This window comes from Mycobacterium sp. 1165196.3, from assembly GCF_001673415.1.
GTDB classification, from domain to species: domain Bacteria; phylum Actinomycetota; class Actinomycetes; order Mycobacteriales; family Mycobacteriaceae; genus Mycobacterium; species Mycobacterium europaeum_A.
The window spans coordinates 1-4594 of the sequence record NZ_LZLU01000147.1 but is presented as its reverse complement, the minus strand read 5'-3'; the positions used below and the strand labels follow the sequence as shown (position 1 = coordinate 4594).

Below are 4594 nucleotides of genomic sequence, written 5' to 3'. Positions count from 1 at the left end.
GCCATCGGGCACTGCCGCTACTCAACCACCGGCGACACCACCTGGGAGAACGCCCAGCCCGTGTTCCGCAACACCGCGGCCGGCACCGGGGTGGCGCTGGGACACAACGGCAACCTGGTCAACACCGCCGAGCTCGCCGCGCGCGCCCGCGACGAGGGGCTGATCGCCAAACGCGCCCCCGCACCGGCGACGACCGACTCCGACATTCTGGGCGCGCTGCTGGCCCACGGCGCGGCGGACGCCACCCTGGAGCAGGCGGCGCTGGACCTGCTGCCGACCGTGCGCGGCGCGTTCTGCCTGACCTTCATGGACGAGAACACGCTGTACGCCTGTCGCGATCCCCATGGGGTGCGGCCACTTTCGCTGGGACGGCTGGACCGCGGCTGGGTGGTGGCCTCCGAAACGGCGGCGCTCGACATCGTCGGCGCCTCGTTCGTCCGCGACATCGAACCGGGCGAACTGCTGGCGATCGACGCCGACGGCGTCCGCTCCACGCGTTTCGCCAACCCCACCCCCAAGGGCTGCGTCTTCGAATACGTCTACCTGGCGCGACCGGACAGCACGATCGCCGGACGGTCCGTCCACGCGACCCGGGTGGAGATCGGCCGCCGGCTGGCCCGCGAACGTCCCGTGGAGGCCGACCTGGTGATCGGCGTCCCCGAGTCGGGCACGCCCGCCGCCGTTGGATACGCCCAGGAGTCGGGCATCCCCTACGGCCAGGGGCTGATGAAGAACGCCTACGTCGGGCGCACCTTCATCCAACCGTCGCAGACCATCCGCCAGCTCGGTATCCGGCTGAAGCTCAACCCCCTTCGCGAGGTGATCCGGGGTAAGCGACTCATCGTCGTCGACGACTCGATCGTGCGCGGCAACACGCAGCGCGCCCTGTTGCGGATGCTGCGCGAGGCCGGCGCCGTCGAAGTGCACGTGCGGATCGCCTCACCCCCGGTCAAATGGCCCTGTTTCTACGGTATCGACTTCCCGTCACCGGCGGAGCTGATCGCCAATGCGGTCGAGGACAAGAAGGAGATGCTCGAGGCGGTGCGGCATGCCATCGGCGCCGACTCGCTGGGCTACATCTCGCTGCGCGGATTGGTGGCGGCCTCCGAGCAGCCGGCCTCGCGGCTGTGCACCGCCTGCTTCGACGGCCAGTACCCGATCGAACTGCCCGGGGAAACGGCGTTGGGCAAGAACGTCATCGAGCACATGCTCGCCAACGCCGCCCGCGGCGCCGGGCTCGAGGAACTCGCGCCCGACGAAGTGCCGGTCGTGCACTGAGGAACTCGGTTGCGCTCCTTCACCGACGTTTGATACCGGCCGTCGGCGCCGCCCGGTAGCCTTTATCGCGATGACGGATCCCGGAAAGAGTCCAGGACGCCACCAAGGCAGTCAGGGCATCACCTACGCGTCGGCCGGGGTGGACATTGAAGCCGGCGACCGCGCCGTCGAATTGTTCAAGCCGCTGGCGACGAAAGCCACGCGACCCGAGGTCCGGGGCGGCTTGGGCGGATTCGCCGGCCTGTTCGCGCTACGTGGCGATTATCGCGAGCCGCTGCTGGCGGCCTCCACCGACGGCGTCGGCACCAAGCTGGCGGTGGCCCAGGCGATGGACAAGCACGACACCGTCGGGCTGGACCTGGTGGCCATGGTGGTCGACGACCTCGTAGTGTGCGGCGCCGAGCCGCTGTTCCTGCAGGATTACATCGCGGTGGGCCGGACGGTGCCGGAACGGTTGAGCGCCATCGTCAGTGGCATCGCCGAGGGATGTGTGCGGGCCGGCTGTGCGCTGCTGGGCGGCGAGACGGCCGAACACCCCGGCCTGATGGAACCGGACCACTACGACATCTCGGCCACCGGCATCGGTGTCGTCGAGGCCGACGACGTGCTGGGGCCCGACCGGGTCAAACCGGGCGACGTCATCATCGCGATGGGTTCGTCGGGTCTGCATTCCAACGGATATTCGTTGGCGCGCACCGTGTTGCTCGAGATCGACCGGATGAACCTCGAGGGATATGTGGAGGAGTTCGGCCGCACGCTCGGTGAAGAGCTGCTCGAACCCACCCGCATCTATGCCAAGGACTGCCTGGCGCTCGCGGCCGAAACCCACGTGCGCACCTTCTGCCACGTCACCGGCGGTGGGCTGGCCGGCAACCTGCAACGCGTCATCCCGCACGGCCTGGTCGCCGAGATGGATCGCGGGACCTGGACGCCCGCCCCTGTCTTCGCCATGATCGCCCAGCGCGGGCGGGTGACCCGCGAGGAGATGGAAAAGACGTTCAACATGGGCGTCGGCATGATCGCCATCGTGGCCCCCGAGGACACCGACCGGGCCCTGGCCATCCTGACCGCCCGGCACCTGGACTGCTGGGTGCTGGGCACCGTGGGCAAAGGCGGAAAAGAAGGCCCACGGGCCAAGATGGTCGGTCTGCACCCGAGGTTTTAGAAAGCTTGTGCTCCGGCAGAACTAACGCGGCGCCGGTGCACTACGCATCGGCGCCGGGGCGTTGGTCTTAGCGACGCCAGCTGTCCTGGTCGTCCCAGGATTCGTCGGATCCGTCGCTGTCCAGGTCACTGGAGTCGTCCGAACCCGATCCGGACAGCTCTTGCTGAAGCCGCTGGAAGTCGGTCTGTGGAGAACTGTATTTGAGTTCTCGAGCAACCTTGGTCTGCTTTGCCTTAGCCCGGCCGCGGCCCATGGGGGAACCCCCTCGCGCAATAACGGAGCGGCCTAACGAGTAGGCGGCTCCGATCTCCTGGTGTCGTATTGTCCTGCCAACAGTTTACCGTGCCCCGCCACCGGGCGTTGGCGCCCCCTACTTGCTGTGGCGGACGTTACCGTTCATTATCCCGCACCGCCCCGCAACCGTTCAACAGCTAGCCGCCCCGCGCCGATTTGTTCGGTTGCGGGCAGCGAATCGGCGTCGATCACCGCGGCGACCGAGGCGTCCGGTCCGGTCGCCAATTCCGTCTCGGCGGGCAGCCCGCGCTTGAGCAGCGCCAGCGCTATCGGACCGAGATCCACGTGGTCGACCACCGTGCCGAGACGGCCGACGGTGCGGCCGCCGGCCAGCACCGGGTCACCGGTCGACGGCCGGTCGACCGAGCCGTCGAGGTGCAGCAGCACCAGCATCCGCGGCGGCCTGCCCAGGTTGTGCACCCGCGCGACCGTCTCCTGCCCGCGGTAACAGCCCTTGTCCAGGTGGACGGCCCCCGAACCGGGGCCACCGATCCACCCCACCTCGTGCGGAATCGTGCGCTCATCGGTGTCGACGCCGAGACGGGGCCGCAGGCCCGCCACCCGGTGGGCTTCGTAGGCCCACACCCCGGCGGGTCGCACTCCGGCCTGCGTCAGGCGCTTGCGCCACTCGTCGACCGCGGCGCGCGGAATCAGCAGGTCAAGCTCGAGCCGGCCGGCGGGGCTGCCCGGCATCCGACGCACGAAGCCGTCGCCGGTGGGGACTGCCGTCAGCTCGGCGGGCAGCGCATCCACCCCGATCGCGTCGAGAATCGCTCGGTCGGCAAGTTTCGGGCCGAGCAGCGACAGCACGGCCAGCTCCGCACCGGCCGGGGTGACCTCCGACCAGAACACCATCTTGCGCAGGTATCCCAGCAACGGCTCGGCCCGCCACGGTTCGGTGTCGAGGTAGGTGGTGCCGCCCAGCTCGGTCTGAATCCAGTGGTCCTCGACGCGGCCCTGCCCGTCGAGGCTGAGATTCTGCGTACTGGCGCCGTCGGGGAGGTCGCTGACGAATTGCGTCGAAATGCTGTGCAACCAGGTTTGCCGGTCCTTGCCGGTCAAGGTGAGCACGCCGCGGTGCGAGCGGTCCACCACTATCGCGTCGGTGTCGGCCGCACGCTGCTCGCCCAGCGGATCGCCGTAATGCCAGACGGCACCGGCGTCGGGTCCGGTTTCGGGTGCGGGGACGGGGTGGGTCACGAGTCAACTCTACGGACCCGCCGGGCGCCCCCAACGAGTGTGAAGCTGGCTTCACACTCGGAGCCGAATGTGCGGCTAGCTTCACGTTCGCGAGGTCCCACGTGGACGCGGTCGCGGCGCGGGCCCCTTCGGCCACATTGGATAGGCTTTCGACCATGGCGGGCCAGACGGGTGTGATCGTCACGCTGGACGGCGAAATACGTTCGCCCGACGCGCCGCTGCTGCACGCCGACGACCTGGCGGCGGTCCGCGGTGACGGTGTCTTCGAGACGCTGTTGGTCCGCGACGGCAGGGCCTGCCTGATCGAGCCGCATCTGCAGCGGCTGACCCAGTCCGCCGCGTTGACCGATCTGCCCGCACCCGATCTGCCGCGGTGGCGAAGCGCGATCGAGGCGGCCACCCGGCAGTGGTGCGCGGACAACGCCGAAGAGGGCGCGATGCGGTTGATCTACAGCCGGGGCCGCGAGGGCGGGTCGGCGCCGACGGCCTACGTCATGGTCAACGCCGTCCCCGACCGCGTGACGGCGGTCCGGCGGGGCGGGCTGGCGGCGATCACGCTCGATCGCGGGCTGCCCGCCACCGGCGTCGACGCGATGCCGTGGCTGCTGGCCGGCGCCAAGACCCTGTCCTACGCGGTGAATATGGCGGCCCTGCGCC

The 4594-nt window shown here is 69.4% G+C and carries 5 protein-coding genes; 3 read left to right on the top strand and 2 right to left on the bottom strand.

All coding sequences use genetic code 11. The features are described from left to right. Both purF and purM read left to right on the top strand, forming a co-directional pair. Positions 1-1278 (top strand): amidophosphoribosyltransferase (gene purF / locus A5659_RS16315; RefSeq protein WP_067182502.1); only part of this gene is annotated, 1278 nt, incomplete at its 5' end. Between the two features lie 70 nt (positions 1279-1348). Further along, positions 1349-2443 (top strand): phosphoribosylformylglycinamidine cyclo-ligase, encoded by a 1095-nt coding sequence (purM, locus tag A5659_RS16310; RefSeq protein WP_066880648.1) that lies wholly within the window; start codon positions 1349-1351, stop codon positions 2441-2443. A gap of 67 nt (positions 2444-2510) precedes the next feature. On the opposite strand, the gene A5659_RS16305 is transcribed toward purM, so the two are convergent. Then, positions 2511-2696 carry a DUF3073 domain-containing protein gene (locus A5659_RS16305; protein ID WP_066865508.1) on the bottom strand — a complete coding sequence of 62 codons (186 nt, stop codon included), beginning with the start codon at positions 2694-2696 and terminating at the stop codon, positions 2511-2513. 146 nt (positions 2697-2842) lie between these two features. After that, positions 2843-3937 carry a folate-binding protein YgfZ gene (locus tag A5659_RS16300; RefSeq protein WP_067182499.1) on the bottom strand — a complete coding sequence of 365 codons (1095 nt, stop codon included), beginning with the start codon at positions 3935-3937 and terminating at the stop codon, positions 2843-2845. Between the two features lie 173 nt (positions 3938-4110). On the opposite strand from A5659_RS16300, the gene A5659_RS16295 reads away from it, so the two are divergent. Continuing rightward, a partial coding sequence (locus A5659_RS16295) for an aminodeoxychorismate lyase (protein ID WP_156749246.1) occupies positions 4111-4594 on the top strand: 484 nt, incomplete at its 3' end.

What these genes read in the sequence shown, in the direction of transcription:
- purM (WP_066880648.1), top strand. Translation starts at nt 1,349, where the DNA reads ATGACGGATCCCGGAAAGAGTCCAGGACGCCACCAAGGCAGTCAGGGC.
- A5659_RS16305 (WP_066865508.1), bottom strand. Translation starts at nt 2,696, where the DNA reads ATGGGCCGCGGCCGGGCTAAGGCAAAGCAGACCAAGGTTGCTCGAGAA.